Source organism: Flavobacterium sp., assembly GCF_040402895.1.
In the GTDB taxonomy this organism is placed as follows: domain Bacteria; phylum Bacteroidota; class Bacteroidia; order Flavobacteriales; family Flavobacteriaceae; genus Flavobacterium.
On the sequence record NZ_JBBALR010000006.1, the window covers coordinates 35,542 to 50,470 of the forward strand.

Annotated in this window: 16 protein-coding genes; 7 read left to right on the forward strand and 9 right to left on the reverse strand. The window is 31.9% G+C overall.

The genetic code is table 11. From position 1 onward, the window contains the following. Positions 1-137: 137 nt before the first annotated feature. The 6 genes from gcvP to ABWP60_RS06750 all read left to right on the forward strand — a co-directional run bounded on the left by gcvP (position 138) and on the right by ABWP60_RS06750 (position 7,460). The gene (gene gcvP, locus ABWP60_RS06725; protein WP_353150326.1) at positions 138-2,981 is read left to right on the forward strand and encodes an aminomethyl-transferring glycine dehydrogenase; all 2,844 of its coding nucleotides are present in this window, start codon (positions 138-140) and stop codon (positions 2,979-2,981) included. A gap of 313 nt (positions 2,982-3,294) precedes the next feature. After that, on the forward strand, positions 3,295-4,353 hold the full coding sequence (locus ABWP60_RS06730; protein ID WP_353150329.1) for a 3-oxoacyl-ACP synthase III family protein: 1,059 nt from the start codon (positions 3,295-3,297) through the stop codon (positions 4,351-4,353). Positions 4,354-4,431: 78 nt separating this feature from the next. Beyond that, the gene (locus tag ABWP60_RS06735) at positions 4,432-4,962 is read left to right on the forward strand and encodes a class I SAM-dependent methyltransferase (RefSeq protein ID WP_353150332.1); all 531 of its coding nucleotides are present in this window, start codon (positions 4,432-4,434) and stop codon (positions 4,960-4,962) included. Positions 4,963-5,030: 68 nt separating this feature from the next. Continuing rightward, a complete protein-coding gene (locus ABWP60_RS06740; RefSeq protein WP_353150335.1) occupies positions 5,031-5,879 on the forward strand; it encodes a glycosyltransferase family 2 protein in 849 nt (282 codons plus the stop codon). 67 nt (positions 5,880-5,946) lie between these two features. Beyond that, positions 5,947-6,693, forward strand: coding sequence for an MlaE family ABC transporter permease (locus ABWP60_RS06745; RefSeq protein WP_353150338.1), 747 nt, complete (start codon positions 5,947-5,949; stop codon positions 6,691-6,693). After that, positions 6,693-7,460 (forward strand): ABC transporter ATP-binding protein, encoded by a 768-nt coding sequence (locus ABWP60_RS06750; protein WP_353150341.1) that lies wholly within the window; start codon positions 6,693-6,695, stop codon positions 7,458-7,460. Before ABWP60_RS06745 ends, ABWP60_RS06750 begins: the two co-directional genes overlap by 1 nt. On the opposite strand, the gene ABWP60_RS06755 is transcribed toward ABWP60_RS06750, so the two are convergent. The 6 genes from ABWP60_RS06755 to rsgA are packed head-to-tail and all read right to left on the reverse strand — an operon-like array spanning position 7,457 to position 11,094. Further along, positions 7,457-8,710, reverse strand: coding sequence for a 3-phosphoshikimate 1-carboxyvinyltransferase (locus tag ABWP60_RS06755; RefSeq protein ID WP_353150344.1), 1,254 nt, complete (start codon positions 8,708-8,710; stop codon positions 7,457-7,459). The genes ABWP60_RS06750 and ABWP60_RS06755 overlap by 4 nt on opposite strands. Continuing rightward, positions 8,707-9,069 carry a four helix bundle protein gene (locus ABWP60_RS06760; protein WP_353150347.1) on the reverse strand — a complete coding sequence of 121 codons (363 nt, stop codon included), beginning with the start codon at positions 9,067-9,069 and terminating at the stop codon, positions 8,707-8,709. The genes ABWP60_RS06755 and ABWP60_RS06760 overlap by 4 nt, the downstream gene beginning before the upstream one ends. Before the next feature lie 60 nt (positions 9,070-9,129). Next, positions 9,130-9,456 (reverse strand): nucleotide pyrophosphohydrolase, encoded by a 327-nt coding sequence (locus ABWP60_RS06765; RefSeq protein ID WP_353150350.1) that lies wholly within the window; start codon positions 9,454-9,456, stop codon positions 9,130-9,132. A 1-nt stretch (position 9,457) separates the two neighbouring features. Further along, on the reverse strand, positions 9,458-9,643 hold the full coding sequence (locus tag ABWP60_RS06770; protein WP_353150353.1) for a hypothetical protein: 186 nt from the start codon (positions 9,641-9,643) through the stop codon (positions 9,458-9,460). Between the two features lies 1 nt (position 9,644). Continuing rightward, a complete protein-coding gene (dtd, locus tag ABWP60_RS06775) occupies positions 9,645-10,097 on the reverse strand; it encodes a D-aminoacyl-tRNA deacylase (protein ID WP_353150356.1) in 453 nt (150 codons plus the stop codon). Positions 10,098-10,116: 19 nt separating this feature from the next. After that, the gene (rsgA, locus tag ABWP60_RS06780) at positions 10,117-11,094 is read right to left on the reverse strand and encodes a ribosome small subunit-dependent GTPase A (protein WP_353150359.1); all 978 of its coding nucleotides are present in this window, start codon (positions 11,092-11,094) and stop codon (positions 10,117-10,119) included. Positions 11,095-11,228: 134 nt separating this feature from the next. Here rsgA and ABWP60_RS06785 point away from each other — a divergent pair, with 134 nt between their 5' ends. Beyond that, on the forward strand, positions 11,229-11,684 hold the full coding sequence (locus tag ABWP60_RS06785) for a hypothetical protein (RefSeq protein ID WP_353150362.1): 456 nt from the start codon (positions 11,229-11,231) through the stop codon (positions 11,682-11,684). Between the two features lie 31 nt (positions 11,685-11,715). Here the strand turns inward: ABWP60_RS06785 and ABWP60_RS06790 are convergent, their stop codons facing one another. From ABWP60_RS06790 to ABWP60_RS06800, 3 genes are all read right to left on the reverse strand, one after another. After that, positions 11,716-12,798 carry a chorismate mutase gene (locus ABWP60_RS06790; protein ID WP_353150365.1) on the reverse strand — a complete coding sequence of 361 codons (1,083 nt, stop codon included), beginning with the start codon at positions 12,796-12,798 and terminating at the stop codon, positions 11,716-11,718. A 119-nt stretch (positions 12,799-12,917) separates the two neighbouring features. Beyond that, positions 12,918-13,601 (reverse strand): SDR family NAD(P)-dependent oxidoreductase, encoded by a 684-nt coding sequence (locus tag ABWP60_RS06795; protein WP_353150368.1) that lies wholly within the window; start codon positions 13,599-13,601, stop codon positions 12,918-12,920. Between the two features lie 8 nt (positions 13,602-13,609). After that, on the reverse strand, positions 13,610-14,917 hold the full coding sequence (locus tag ABWP60_RS06800; protein ID WP_353150371.1) for an ABC1 kinase family protein: 1,308 nt from the start codon (positions 14,915-14,917) through the stop codon (positions 13,610-13,612). Positions 14,918-14,929 lie beyond the last annotated feature (12 nt).

Below are 14,929 nucleotides of genomic sequence, written 5' to 3' on the forward strand. Positions count from 1 at the left end.
AAAAATAATCAAAGTGTTAATAACAAGCTACATTAGTTGATAAAAATTAAAAAAAATCAACTAAAAAGCAATTAATTTTAGCAGATTAATAATTACTTTTGTACTCAAATTTAAACACAACCTATTTTTATATATACATGAAAACAGATGCTTTTGCTTTAAGACACATTGGAACAGGTGAAAACGACCTAAACCACATGTTAAAAACTATTGGAGTAGATTCAGTAGATCAATTAATTTACGAAACTATTCCTACAGATATTCGTTTAAAAAACGAACTAAATTTGGCAAAACCAATGACTGAATATGAATATTTAAATCATATTCAAGAATTAGGTAAAAAGAATAAAGTTTTCAAATCATATATTGGATTAGGCTATCATCCAGCAATTGTTCCTGCAGTAATTCAAAGAAATGTTTTTGAAAACCCGGGTTGGTACACCGCTTACACGCCTTACCAAGCAGAAATTGCACAAGGCCGTTTAGAAGCTATTTTAAATTACCAAACTACGGTTATAGAACTTACTGGAATGGAAATTGCAAATGCTTCTTTGTTAGATGAATCTACAGCTGCAGCTGAAGCAATGGCTTTATTATTTGATGTACGCACAAGAGATCAAAAGAAAAATAATGTTTCTAAATTCTTTGTTTCAGAAGAAATTTTACAACAAACATTATCTGTTTTACAAACCCGTTCTACACCTCTTAATATTGAATTAGTAGTTGGAAATCATGAAACTTTTGATTTTTCATCAGACTTTTTTGGAGCAATTCTTCAGTATCCAGGAAAATTCGGACAAGTTCATGATTATACTACATTCATAGCAAAAGCAACAGAAAATGAAATTAAAGTAGCCGTAGCTGCAGATATTTTATCTTTAGCAAAATTAACTCCTCCAGGTGAAATGGGCGCTTCAGTAGTGGTAGGAACTTCACAACGTTTCGGAATTCCATTGGGTTACGGCGGACCTCATGCTGCTTTTTTCGCTACAAAAGATGAATACAAACGCTCGATGCCAGGAAGAATTATTGGCGTTTCAATTGATGTAAACGGAAACCGCGCCTTACGTATGGCGTTAGGAACACGTGAACAACATATTAAACGTGAAAAAGCTACTTCAAATATCTGTACCGCACAAGTTTTATTAGCGGTTATGGCCGGAATGTATGCGGTTTATCACGGGCCTAAAGGATTAAAATACATTGCAAATAAAGTACATAATTCAGCTAACACGGCAGTAGAAGCTTTAAACAAAATTGGTGTGTATCAAACGAATACTTCCTATTTTGATACCATAAATGTAAAAGCAGATGCTGCAAAAGTAAAAGCCATTGCAGAAAGACAGGAAGTAAATTTCTTCTATATTGATGCCGATACAATTTCAATTTCATTCAATGAAACTACTTCAATTTCTGATATTAATCAGATTCTGGCTATTTTCGCTGAAGCTAAAGAAAAAACATTTGAACCTATTACAGAATTAGTAGAAACTACTGTTATAGCAGAAAATTTAATTAGAAAATCAACTTTCTTACAACACGATGTATTTAACAACAATCATTCGGAAAGTCAGTTGATGCGTTATATTAAAAAATTAGAACGTAAAGATTTAGCTTTAAACCACTCCATGATTTCACTTGGTTCTTGTACCATGAAATTAAATGCTGCTGCCGAAATGTTGCCATTATCAATGGCAAATTGGAATAATATACATCCATTTGCACCGCTTGATCAAGTGGAAGGTTATTTAACCCTGCTTAAAAAACTGGAACAACAATTAAATGAAGTAACTGGTTTTACAGGTACCACATTACAACCTAATTCTGGTGCACAAGGTGAATATGCTGGTTTAATGACCATTCGTGCGTACCATTTATCTCGTGGTGATAAACACAGAACGGTATGTTTAATTCCATCATCGGCACACGGAACAAATCCTGCTTCAGCAGCTATGGCTGGAATGGAAATTATTGTAACAAAAACTACTCCAGAAGGAAATATTGATGTCGCAGATTTAAGAGAAAAAGCTATTTTACATTCCGATAATTTGGCGGCTTTAATGGTAACCTATCCTTCAACTCATGGTGTTTTCGAAAGTTCAATTATTGAAATTACTAATATCATTCATGAAAATGGCGGATTGGTATATATGGATGGTGCCAATATGAATGCGCAAGTAGGTTTAACCAATCCAGCTACTATTGGCGCCGACGTTTGTCACTTAAACCTTCACAAAACATTTGCTATCCCTCATGGTGGAGGCGGACCGGGTGTAGGACCAATTTGTGTTAACGATAAATTAGTACCTTTTTTACCATCTAACCCAATTGTTAAGGTTGGTGGTGAACAAGCCATTACTGCTATTTCAGCAGCGCCGTACGGATCGGCTTTAGTATGCTTAATTTCGTATGGATACATTTGTATGTTAGGTGCAGAAGGTTTAACAAATGCAACAAAACACGCCATTTTAAATGCAAATTACATGAAAGCGCGTTTAGAAGCGCATTATCCTATTTTATATTCGGGTGAAATGGGAAGAGCAGCTCATGAAATGATTTTAGATTGTCGTGCGTTTGAAGATAATGGAATTAAAGTAACAGATATTGCAAAACGTTTAATGGATTATGGCTTCCATGCCCCTACAGTTTCTTTCCCAGTAGCAGGAACGCTAATGATTGAACCAACAGAATCTGAAGATTTAGCAGAATTAGATCGTTTTTGTGATGCAATGATTGCTATTCGTAAAGAAATAAATGCTTCTTCAAAAGAAGATACTCAAAATATTTTAAAAAATGCACCACACACGTTAGCTATGGTTACTTCAGACGAATGGGTGTTCCCATACACAAGAGAAGCCGCCGCGTTTCCATTAGAATATATTGCTGAGAATAAATTTTGGCCTACCGTTCGAAGAGTGGATGAAGCTTATGGCGACAGAAACTTAGTTTGTTCATGTGCGCCTATTGAAGCGTATATGTAATGTCAAATTACGATTTTAGATTTACGATTTAAGTAGTCTAAAAACAAACAACAATAAAATCTCAAATTCCGATTTTGTGAATTTGAGATTTTTTTTTGAAATTTTAAACTGAAAATAAAATTTTAATTAATTCTGAAATTGACAATAAAATGCATTTTTTTTAACATATTCGTAATAATTAATTAATTTACGATTTGTTCAGATGTTTTTGAATTTCAATTTAGTATTTTAGTATAAAATTAGTTAATAAATAATAAAATCAGATATTTAAAAAAAAGATTTACGCATTTTTAAACTATAATAAATTTAAAAAATGACAATAAAAATAACAGGTTCTGGAAGTTATATTCCAACAGAAACAGTATCAAATATCGATTTTTCTTCTCATATTTTTTTAAATGAAGACGGTACTGCGTTTCCATTATCAAACGACGTAATCACTGAAAAATTTTATGGTATTACCGGAATTGAAGAACGTAAATATGCCCCTGCTGATGTTCAAACTTCAGATATGGCAACAATAGCCGCAAAAATAGCCATAGAAAATGCCAATATCGATCCTGAAACTTTAGACTATATTATTTTTGCTCATAATTTTGGAGATGTAAAAAAAGGGGCCATACAAGGAGACATGTTACCTAGTTTAGCTTCAAAAACAAAACATAATTTAGGTATAAAAAACCCTAAATGTGTAGCATACGATTTGCTTTTTGGGTGTCCTGGCTGGGTAGAAGGTATGATTCAAGCTACGGCATTTATAAAAGCCGGTATGGCTAAAAAATGTCTAATCATAGGTGCTGAAACGCTATCTCGAGTAGTCGATCCACACGACAGAGATTCCATGATTTATTCAGACGGCGCAGGTGCTACAATACTTGAAGTTAGTGATGAAAATGGAGGTGTTTTAGCTCATGAATCGGCATCTTTTACGTATGACGAAGCAAATTATTTATTTTTTGGCAATTCATTTAACAAAGCACTCGACCCAAATGTTAGATACATAAAAATGCATGGTAGAAAAATTTATGAATTTGCACTAAGCAATGTTCCAAAAGCAATGGCTGCCTGTTTAGAGACAAGTGGAGTTAAAATTGATCAGATTAAAAAAATTCTAATTCATCAAGCCAATGAAAAAATGGATGAAGCCATTATTCAAAGATTTTACAAACTTTACGATAAAAACGTACCCGAAGGGATTATGCCAATGACCATTCACAAATTAGGAAATTCCAGTGTAGCCACAGTGCCTACATTATATGATTCGATATTAAAAGGAAAAATTAAAAATCAGGAAATTCACAAAGGCGACATCATATTATTTGCATCGGTTGGAGCCGGAATGAATATTAATGCTATCGTATATCAATTATAATATTTTTTATATTTATTGATAAATATTTCGTGTTTATCGTTAATTTTGCAATTATAAATCACCTTCAAGATTAGATTAATGTACGAAAAAACATATCCTAGTAAACGATTCAATATTACTTTAGAATTTTTAAAAAAGCATATTTCAACGTCAGAAACTATTTTTGATTTAGGTATTCCTAATCCTTTATCAAAAATTATGATAGAAAATAAGTACACCGTTATCAATACAAAAGGAGAAGATTTAGATACCAATCAAACTGCATTACGAGAAGAAAATTACGATGTATTTACAGGATTTGAAATTTTCGAACATTTATTAAACCCTTATACCATTTTAAAAAATGTAAAATGTGATAAAATCTTAATTTCTATTCCCTTACGCTTGTGGTTTTCATCGGCATACCGAAGCAAAACAGACAAATGGGATAGACATTACCACGAATTTGAAGATTGGCAATTGGATTGGTTATTAGAAAAAACAGGGTTTAAAATTATTGATAGTATCAAATTTACACATCCCGTAAAGAAAATTGGTTTCCGGCCATTATTGAGGTGTTTTACTCCGAGGTATTATTTGGTTTACGCGGAACGAAATCCCAAAATATAAATCCCAAATCCCAAATTATCCTTCAATTTAAGTTGGAATTTGGAATTTTTAAAATTGGAATTTTCAATATGAAATACTACATAATCATTCCCGCCTACAACGAAGAAGCATTTATGGCATTAACGTTACAATCTTTGGTAGAGCAAACCGTTTTGCCGTCGAAAATTATTGTAGTAAATGATAATTCTACAGATAAAACTGCTGAAATTGTTACTTCTTTTTCCATAAAATTTCCATTTATTACTTTAGTCAACAAAAAATCGGATGCCATTCATCTGCCGGGAAGCAAAGTAATCCAAGCGTTTCAAGAAGGCGAAAAACATATTGATGATCAATACGATATTATCGTAAAAGTGGATGCCGATTTGATTTTTCCAATTAATTATTTCGAAACGATTATAAATCATTTTCAATCGGATGCAACAATCGGAATGGCAGGAGGCTTTTGCTATATTGAAAAAAATGGGGATTGGATTTTAGAAAATTTAACCGATAAAGACCATATTAGAGGTGCCTTAAAAGCGTATAGAAAAGAAACGTATGAGCAAATCGGGAGATTAAAACCCGCTATGGGTTGGGATACTGTAGATGAATTATTATGTAAATTTTACAATTGGAAAATTGTTACCGATGAAAGCTTACATGTAAAGCATCTAAAACCAACTGGAGCCAGTTATACTAAAGCTGCAAGATATAAACAAGGCGAAGCGTTTTACAGCTTGGGATATGGATTTTTTATAACTGCAATTGCTTCTTTAAAGTTAGCTTCAAGAAAAGGAAAACCCTTTTTATTTATCGATTATATTTTGGGTTTTTGGAAAGCAAAATCTTCAGGGAAACCTTTATTTGTTAGTCCAGAACAAGCCAATTGGATTAGAAAATACCGATGGAAAAAAATGAAAGAAAAGTTGTTATAAACTTTTAAAGTAAAATTAAAATAGTATTTTTACTGAATACTATAACATATAAATCGTACCTGAATAAATGATGCTCATCAGATATTTATCGCAAATTGGCCGTTATTTCATTATGCTGAAAGAGGTGTTTAGTCGTCCAGTAAAATGGTCTGTGATGAAACAACTTATCCTAAAAGAAATAGACGATTTGATTATTGATTCTTTGGGAATTGTCTGTTTTATTTCTTTTTTCGTAGGTGGTGTTGTGGCTATTCAAACGGCATTGAACTTAACCAGTTCTTGGATTCCAAAAAATTTAATTGGATTTGCAACACGGCAATCGATTGTATTAGAGTTTGCTCCTACTTTTATTTCGATAATTATGGCTGGTAAAATGGGTTCGTTTATCACTTCAAGTATCGGTTCTATGCGTGTTACGGAACAAATAGAAGCTTTAGAAGTAATGGGTGTAAACGCGCTAAATTATTTAGTTTTCCCAAAAATGATTGCTGCATTATTATATCCTTTCATAATTGGAATTGCCATGTTTTTGGGAATTTTTGGGGGCTATTTAGCAGGTGTTTATGGTGATTTTACTTCAAGTACCGATTTTATAACAGGTATTCAAAAAGAATTTATTCCCTTTCATATTGCCTATGCGTTTATTAAAACATTAGTTTTTGCCTTTTTATTAGCTACAATACCCTCATTTCATGGTTTTTATATGAAAGGTGGTGCTTTGGAAGTGGGTAAGGCAAGTACAGTATCGTTTGTTTGGACCTCAGTAGTAATTATTTTAATGAACTATATTTTAACTCAATTACTTTTAAGCTAATGATTGAAGTACATAACATTCAAAAAAGTTTTGGCGATCAAATGATTCTGAAAGGAATTACAACAAGTTTTGAAGCTGGAAAAACCAGTTTAGTCATTGGTCAAAGTGGTTCAGGAAAAACAGTTTTTATAAAATCATTATTAGGCGTTCATGAAATTGATAGCGGTTATATTTCGTTCGATAATCGTATTTATAAAGAGTTAAATAAAGATGAAAAACGAGACATTCGTACAGAAATTGGTATGGTTTTTCAAGGAGGCGCTTTGTTTGACAGCATGACAGTAGAAGAAAATATAGGTTTTCCATTAAAAATGTTTACTAATAAATCGCCTTCAGAAATTAAAGAACGAGTAAATTTTGTTATTGATAGAGTAAATTTAATTAATGCTAACCATAAAAAACCTTCGGAAATATCAGGAGGAATGCAAAAACGTGTGGCGATTGCAAGAGCAATTGTGAATAATCCAAAATATTTATTTTGTGACGAACCTAATTCTGGTTTAGACCCAAAAACAGCAATTGTAATTGATAATTTAATTCAAGAAATTACCAGAGAATACAATATTACAACCGTAATTAACACACATGATATGAATTCTGTTATGGAAATTGGAGAAAAAATTGTGTTTCTAAAAAATGGTTTACTTGAATGGGAGGGCTCAAATAAAGAAATTTTTAAAACCGATAATGCTGCTGTTACTGACTTTGTATATTCAAGTGAATTATTTAAACGCGTGCGAAAAATGTACTTGGATGACGATGTTTAATCCGATTCGTTTTCTTCTAATAAAAATCCAAATTGCTTAAAATCTTCCCAAAAAGTAGGATACGATTTTGAAACTACCTCAGCATTTTCAATTACAATCGGCACTTTTAAAGCTAAAGGAGCAAAAGCCATTGCCATTCTGTGATCTTGATAAGTAGAAATTCTTATGTTTGCGTTAACATTTTCTGATTTTTCAAGAGTTAGTGAATCATTGGAAACAGAAATTATTGCACCCAATTTAGTTAATTCGATTCTTAAAGCTTCAAGTCGGTCTGTTTCTTTAATTTTAAGCGTGCGTAAACCCTTTAAATGACAACTGATTCCTAATCCAAAACAAGTTACTGCAATAGTTTGTGCGATATCGGGAGACGATTGAAGATTGAAATTGAATGACTTTTGAAATTTATTGGTGACTTTTGAAATGGTTATTGAATGATTGTCATGGAAAACCGTTTCTACCCCAAAATTTTTATATATTTCTACTAAAGCAAAATCGCCTTGTATACTATTTTCTTTAAAACTCGATAAGGTAATTTGTGTGCCAATTTCAGAGAGTGCAATATTTGAATACCAATAAGAGGCAGATGACCAATCAGATTCAATGGTGTATTGTGAATTGCGAATGGTGAATTGTGGTTTTACAATAATTTTATTTTCAATAAATGATGTTTCTATACCCATTTCATTTAATAACGCTAATGTCATATTAATATAAGAAACCGATGTGATTTCTCCTTCCAAAATTAGTTCCAATCCATTTTCTAGTTTTGGCGCTATTAGCAATAAGGCAGAAATATACTGGCTGCTCACGTTTGCTGGAAGTGAAACCTTACTTTTTGTTAGCTTTTTTCCTTTGATTTTTAATGGTGGAAACCCATCTTTTTCTGGATACGAAATCTCCGCTCCTAGTTCATTTAATGCATCAACTAGTATCTGAATTGGTCTTTCTTTCATCCTAGAAGAACCTGTAAGACAAACCTCAAAACCTTCTTGAATAGCAAAATAGGCAGTTAAAAATCGCATGGCCGTTCCGGCGTGGTGAACGTCAATTAATGGTGAATGGTGAATGGTGAATGGTGAATGTAAGGCTTTTATCATAACTTCAGAATCATCGGAAGTAGATGGATTTTCTAAAAGTAAATTTGGGTATAACGCTTGTAACAATAACAAACGATTGGTTTCTGATTTAGAACCCATCAACTTTAATTGTGAATTGTGAATTGTGAATTGTGAATGTAACAATAGGTTCATTTTTTTCCTATTTTTTGTTTAGTTGTAATAATAATTGAAGCTAAAATCTTATTAATTTCAATTATATCTGATTTCAAAGATTGAAATTGAGTTACATTTAAATAATCAGATTGATATAATAATTCTAACCAATAATCAGATTCATTAGCTTCTTTTTGGGCTATTGCTAATTTATGAATAAAATCTAGTCGGCTTTCTGCTTGTTCAGATTCTCGAACCATAGCACCAATTGAGGTGCCGCTTCTTAAAAGTTGTTTACTCAATACATATTCTTTCTTATCTTGATTCAAAAATTGGTATAATTTAACAACTCGTAATGCAAAACTAAATGATTTAGACTTAATTATATTTTCACTCATTCTTTTCTTATGAATTATTTATTGCATTCAAATTTACAATTTACCATTCACCATTCACCATTATTTAAGTTTCTCATTATTTTGATGGCGGTCGTGGTCGCGATTGGTTTTTAGATCGAGTTTTTTATCAAAAGCGTCTTGTAAATTAATTCCGGTTTGATTGGCTAAACATAAAACTACAAACACTACATCTGCTAATTCTTCGCCTAAATCTTTATTTTTATCGGATTCTTTTTCTGATTGTTCACCATATCTTCTGGCTATAATTCGAGCTACTTCACCTACTTCTTCTGTAAGCTGCGCCATGTTGGTTAATTCGTTAAAATAGCGAACACCATGATTTTTTATCCAATTATCAACGTCAAGTTGTGCATTTTGTATGTTCATTTTATTTCTTTTTTTGGAATTTTGGTAAAATAAATGAATTAAAAATCGACATAAAAAAACCATAAAATATCCCGTGTGTTACTGATTTTTGAACATCTTTATATTCTGCAAAATACATAATTACACCAAAAATTATGGCATAAATTAGCATCTCTATGATAAATCTTTTTAGATTGAAATTTTTCATACTACTCTTTGTTTTTTGAATCCATAATAATAGTTACGGGTCCTTCATTAACTAACGCAACTTTCATATCGGCTCCAAATTGTCCTGTTTGGATTTTTTTTCCTAATTCCAACTCTAAAAGTTGTATGAATTTCTCATACATTGGAATTGCAATATCTGGTTTTGCCGCCTTTATATAACTTGGTCTGTTTCCTTTTTTGGTTAATGCGTGAAGCGTGAATTGACTCACCACAATAATTTCGCCATCAATATCTTTAACAGAAAGGTTCATTACATTATTTGCATCTTCGAAAATACGAAGATATACAATTTTAGAAACCAGCCAATTAATATCTTCCAAATTGTCTTCTGATTCAATACCTACTAAAATAAGAAGGCCTTTATTTATTTGAGCCACAATATTTTGGCCAATTGTAACGGAAGCTTCGGAAACTCTTTGAATAACTACTTTCATTTTAATTGTGAATTGTTAATTATTTTCTAGTTTCATCGCTAGCAATTCGGTCTTCACCATAGATGTCATTTCGGTATTGTTCTTCGTCGCCTTCTAATATTTTCAAATAACTTTGGTACCTACTCCAAGTAATTTTATCTTCATCGAGTGCTTTTTTTACCGCACAATGTGGCTCTTCTTTATGTAAGCAATTGTTGAATTTACATGCTTCTTTTAAAGCAAAAAGTTCTGGAAAGTAATCCGAAACTTCTTGTTTTTCCATATCTACCATTCCAAAACCTCTAATTCCAGGTGTGTCAATAATTCTAATATTATTTGACAAATCAAACATCTCAGCAAAAGTTGTAGTATGCTGCCCCTGGGCGTGCGAATTAGAAATTTCTTTGGTTTTTAATTTCAGAGTAGGTTCAATTGCATTCACTAAGGTAGATTTACCTACACCAGAATGCCCTGAAAACATAGATACCTTTCCTTTCATAATATCCATTAATTCTGTAATACCTTTATTATCGGTTGCCGAAACTCGCAAACATGTATACCCAATTTCGGTATAAATGTGTTGTAAATACAATTGTTCGTTTAAAGTAGCCTCGTCAAAGGTGTCAATTTTATTGAAAATTAAAATCGCTTCAATGCCATATGCCTTAGCAGTAACCAAAAATCTATCAATAAAACTAGTTGTAGTTATAGGGTTATTTATAGTTACAATAAGAAAACCAATATCAATATTAGAAGCAATAATATGTGTTTGCTTTGATAAATTTACCGATTTACGTACGATATAATTTTTTCTATCATGAATGGTAGTTATGATACCGTTTACTTCATCTACAGTTTCGTCTAAATCAAAATCTACGATGTCTCCTACCGCTATAGGATTGGTGCTTTTAATACCTTTCATACGGAATTTACCTTTGATGCGACAATTGTAAAATTGATTATCATCAGATTTTACGTAATACCAACTTCCAGTAGATTTATAAACGGTTCCCGTCATGAATTGTATTAATTAAATTAATATAGCAAATATAAGATTTCTTATTATAAAGAAATAATAAATAAATTAATTAAATGAATTTGAAATTATTTTCAGATTTTTTATATTTGCTTTAATAACCTAAATCTAAAATTATGATTAAAAAATTATTTTTAAGTTGTGCCTTGTGTATTTATACAATAACAACATTCGGACAAACAGTTGAGTACAAAATTGTAACTTCAATAGAATCAGTCGTTCCAGGAGGAATTGGTAGATCTAGAATTATTGAAAATGGTACTGAAGTAGATTACACGCAATTCACTACAGTTAGAACTGCTGATGGCAAGGACAAAACTACAAGTGATAGATCAGATGTGAAAATTGATAATTTAAAAGAATCTACTTTATTGAATTTTTATAGTCTTGTTGGAATAAATTTTCAAAATATCGCTTCTAATGACGCTATGATAACTTCTCTTTTAAACAAATATAGTGTGGAAGGTTGGGAATTATTTAATGTAGCAAGTGCTGCAGAAAGTGATGGAGGCAAAGATGATAGAACAGGAATTTTTATAACACGATATATTTTTAAGAAAACCAAAAAATAATTAAAAGGCTATAACAAATTGTTATAGCCTTTTAACTTTTAAATACTATTTCTTGGTGCGCTATACTTTCTTGATGTATCGCTTTGTAAATTTTCAAAACAAATTCTTCGTTTAATCCTTTATTTTCACCGTCTAAAATCATTCTCCCTAAAATTTCATTCCAGCGTTTGTTTTGCAAAATGGCAACGTTTTTCTCTTTTTTAAGTTGTCCTATTTTTTCTGCTAACTTCATACGCTTTCCTAAAATCTCAATTAGTTTCGTGTCTAATTCATCAATATAAGCGCGTTGTAAAGCCATTTCTTTATTCCATTCTGCATTTTCATCAGTTTCTTTTCTCATTCTCAAATCGACGAAAATTTGTTTCAATACTGCTGGTGTTACTTGTTGGGCTGCATCACTCCAAGCGTTATCTGGATCAAAATGGGTTTCAATAATTAAGCCGTCATAATTTAAATCTAAAGCTTGTTGCGCTACTTCTTGAATCATATCTCGTTTACCAGTAATGTGCGATGGATCACAAATTAAAGGCAAATTCGGAAATCTATTTTGTAAATCAATTGCTATTTGCCATTCTGGATTGTTTCTATATTTCGTTTTTTCATAGGTGGAAAATCCTCTATGAATGACTCCTAGATTTTTAATCCCAGCTTGATATAAGCGTTCTAATCCTCCAATCCACAAAGATAAATCTGGATTTACTGGATTTTTTATCAATACAATTTTATCTGTGTTTTTTAATACATCTGCAATTTCTTGCACGGCAAAGGGATTTACAGTAGTTCGCGCACCAATCCACAGCACATCAATATCATATTGTAAAGCTAATTTTACGTGGTTGGCATTGGCAACTTCTATAGCCATTAACAAACCTGTTTCTGCTTTGGCTTTCTGTAGCCATTTTAAACCAATTTCACCCACGCCTTCAAATCCTCCAGGACGTGTTCTTGGCTTCCAAATTCCAGCACGAAAAATAGAAACATCCGAATTTTTTAGTTCGTGAGCAATTTTTAAAACTTGCTCTTCGGTTTCAGCACTACACGGGCCAGCAATAACTAAAGGATGATTTAATTTTAAATCTACCAACCATTGTTTGTATTCTTTTGTAATTTCCATTTTATTTGAATAAAAAATCCCGAAAAAAATCGGGATTTATTAATTTATATACTTTAATATAACGGATTGGTTATATCATTTAGTGGCGATTTTTATACTATTACAAATATATAAAATATTTAATAACTTAAACTTACCAAACCATTATCTTGAACGATAATTTGTCCCGTGATCCCATTTGAAGCCTCTGTTAAAAGAAAACAAGCAGTTTGAGAAACGTCAACAGGATTTAAAATTCGTTTTAAAGGATGCTTTGCTATCATATTCTCTCTAATTTGATCAGAACGTAAAATTCCTGCTGCCAATGGAGAATCGATTAGCGATGGTGCAATGGCATTCACTCTTATTTTTGGTGCAAATTCGGCAGCCAGACTTTTTACTAAACCTTCAACGGCTCCTTTTGCAGCAGCAATACTAGCGTGATAGGGCATTCCTGACTGAACGGCAACCGTGCTAAACATGACAACGCTTGCTTGTTCCGATTTTTTTAAAGTTGGTAAATAGTGCTGAAATGCTTTCAATGCGCCGAAAAAGTTTACATTTAAATCCGAATTAAAATCTTCTAAACTTAAACGATTAAAAGGTTTCAAATTGATACTTCCTAAACAATATACTAAACCATCGATAGATTCAATAGTGGGCAAATTATCTGTTAAAGCATCTAATTGATGCCAGTTTCCATTAAATTCATAAGTAGGCTCGGAACGAGAAATCACGTGACAAAAATTACCTTTTTCCGATAACTCTTTTACAATTTGTTCACCAACACCTTTACTTCCGCCAATTATAAGGTAATTCTTCATATTCTTTATTAATTTAAATATTTTTCAAAATCGTTAATTTTTACTTTTGCTTTGATATCAAACATTAAACTATATAAACCAAAAAATGTTCGGTTTACGTAGATAAAATGTTTAGAACCTCTATTGCCATTCATTTTTCGTAGCGTTTTATCACTTGCAAATTTTTCACTTAATACTGCAATTTGAGCTTGAAACTCTGGTTGTGAGAAATCAAATATTTCTGCTTGAATTGGTTGCGTAAAAACACTAAGCAATTCATGGAACATATCTGTAAAAAACGCTAACTCTTTCGGAGAATCCGTTGTTTTTAAAATTTCTAATTCGAATAATTTATTTGTGAAATAGTCCATATCCTTTAAGGAATCTGGTGTAGATACTTCAAAATAGGGCACATAAAAATCAGTTGGAATTTCTTTCATACAACCAAAGTCAATTGCAATTAAGTTGTCGTTTTTATCAACTAAAAAATTACCTGGATGCGGATCGGCATGAAATTTTTTCAATTGATGAATTTGATACATATAAAAATTCCATAACGTTTGCCCTACTTTATTACGTTGTTCTTGAGAGGCATTACTAGAACAAAATTCAGATAAATGAATCCCATTCATCCAATCCATTGTAATAATTTTATCGGAAGAATATTCTGGATAGTAATTAGGGAAAAGTAAACTATCTATTTTCTCACAATCTTGAATTACGGTCATCGATTGCGATATTTCCAATTTATAATCTGTTTCTTCCGTTAGTTTGTCTTCTACTTCTTGAAAATATTCATCTGAAGTTCCTTGCAAATTGAACATTCTAACTGCAATTGGTTTCACTAAAGCAATATCAGATCCAATACTTTCTCGAATACCAGGATATTGAATTTTCACAGCTAATTCTTTCCCATTTTTAGTGGCTTTATGAACTTGTCCTATACTTGCCGCGTTGATGGAATCTGGAGAAAAAGTATCAAATAATTCTTCTGGATATTGTTTAAAATACGTTTTAAATGTTTTTCGAACTAATGGGGCAGATAATGGCGGTACAGAAAATTGCGACAACGAAAACTTATCTACATAAGATTGTGGTAACAAGTTTTTTTCCATACTTAGCATTTGTGCAACTTTTAGCGCACTTCCCTTTAATTCCTTTAACCCATCATAAATATCAGACGCATTGCTTTCGTGTAATTTATCTTTAGTTAACGATGGATTTACGACTTTTTCGCCATAATATTTCAAGTAATTTCCTCCAACTTTCACTCCGGTGGTAACTAATTTTGTTACGCGCTGCATCTTCCCGGTTGGAATACTATCTATTTTTTTCATTATTTTTTGTTG

Excerpts from the sequence above, each read along its gene's own strand:
- ABWP60_RS06785 (WP_353150362.1), top strand. The coding sequence starts at position 11,229 with ATGATTAAAAAATTATTTTTAAGTTGTGCCTTGTGTATTTATACAATA.
- ABWP60_RS06765 (WP_353150350.1), bottom strand. The coding sequence starts at position 9,456 with ATGAACATACAAAATGCACAACTTGACGTTGATAATTGGATAAAAAAT.
- ABWP60_RS06760 (WP_353150347.1), bottom strand. The coding sequence starts at position 9,069 with ATGAGTGAAAATATAATTAAGTCTAAATCATTTAGTTTTGCATTACGA.
- dtd (WP_353150356.1), bottom strand. The coding sequence starts at position 10,097 with ATGAAAGTAGTTATTCAAAGAGTTTCCGAAGCTTCCGTTACAATTGGC.
- rsgA (WP_353150359.1), bottom strand. The coding sequence starts at position 11,094 with ATGACGGGAACCGTTTATAAATCTACTGGAAGTTGGTATTACGTAAAA.
- ABWP60_RS06745 (WP_353150338.1), top strand. The coding sequence starts at position 5,947 with ATGATGCTCATCAGATATTTATCGCAAATTGGCCGTTATTTCATTATG.
- gcvP (WP_353150326.1), top strand. The coding sequence starts at position 138 with ATGAAAACAGATGCTTTTGCTTTAAGACACATTGGAACAGGTGAAAAC.
- ABWP60_RS06730 (WP_353150329.1), top strand. The coding sequence starts at position 3,295 with ATGACAATAAAAATAACAGGTTCTGGAAGTTATATTCCAACAGAAACA.
- ABWP60_RS06755 (WP_353150344.1), bottom strand. The coding sequence starts at position 8,710 with ATGAACCTATTGTTACATTCACAATTCACAATTCACAATTCACAATTA.
- ABWP60_RS06790 (WP_353150365.1), bottom strand. The coding sequence starts at position 12,798 with ATGGAAATTACAAAAGAATACAAACAATGGTTGGTAGATTTAAAATTA.
- ABWP60_RS06770 (WP_353150353.1), bottom strand. The coding sequence starts at position 9,643 with ATGAAAAATTTCAATCTAAAAAGATTTATCATAGAGATGCTAATTTAT.
- ABWP60_RS06735 (WP_353150332.1), top strand. The coding sequence starts at position 4,432 with ATGTACGAAAAAACATATCCTAGTAAACGATTCAATATTACTTTAGAA.
- ABWP60_RS06795 (WP_353150368.1), bottom strand. The coding sequence starts at position 13,601 with ATGAAGAATTACCTTATAATTGGCGGAAGTAAAGGTGTTGGTGAACAA.
- ABWP60_RS06750 (WP_353150341.1), top strand. The coding sequence starts at position 6,693 with ATGATTGAAGTACATAACATTCAAAAAAGTTTTGGCGATCAAATGATT.
- ABWP60_RS06800 (WP_353150371.1), bottom strand. The coding sequence starts at position 14,917 with ATGAAAAAAATAGATAGTATTCCAACCGGGAAGATGCAGCGCGTAACA.
- ABWP60_RS06740 (WP_353150335.1), top strand. The coding sequence starts at position 5,031 with ATGAAATACTACATAATCATTCCCGCCTACAACGAAGAAGCATTTATG.